This window comes from Citrobacter sp. TBCS-14 (genome assembly GCF_005280805.1).
In the GTDB taxonomy this organism is placed as follows: Bacteria; Pseudomonadota; Gammaproteobacteria; order Enterobacterales; family Enterobacteriaceae; genus Citrobacter; species Citrobacter gillenii.
Genome location: NZ_SZWM01000880.1, coordinates 1 through 256 on the forward strand (window position 1 = coordinate 1; position 256 = coordinate 256).

At 50.0% G+C, this 256-nt stretch carries 1 protein-coding gene and 1 pseudogene; both read left to right on the plus strand.

All coding sequences use genetic code 11. The features are described from left to right. A pseudogene (locus FDX22_RS21865) lies at positions 1-84 on the plus strand (undecaprenyl-diphosphate phosphatase); the annotation flags it as partial. Positions 85-148: 64 nt separating this feature from the next. After that, the coding region (locus FDX22_RS21870) for a DeoR family transcriptional regulator (RefSeq protein ID WP_146717766.1) at positions 149-256 on the plus strand (108 nt) is incomplete at its 3' end.

Here is a 256-nt window from a genome sequence, read left to right on the forward strand (position 1 = left end):
GGCACAACCCTGTACCACGGTTTGCAGACCTGCTATCGCACCTGTTTTGCCCTGCCTATTCGTAAAGGCTGGGTACGTGACTAACCCACGGTAAAGAGAGTAGTATTAAGCGCGAAACTGAGCACGTATTCTACTCTCCAGGGGAACTATGGAAACTCGACGCGACGAGCGTATTGGTCAATTACTGCAGGCGCTAAAACGCAGCGATAAATTACACCTTAAAGAAGCCGCGACACTGCTGGGTGTATCAGAAATG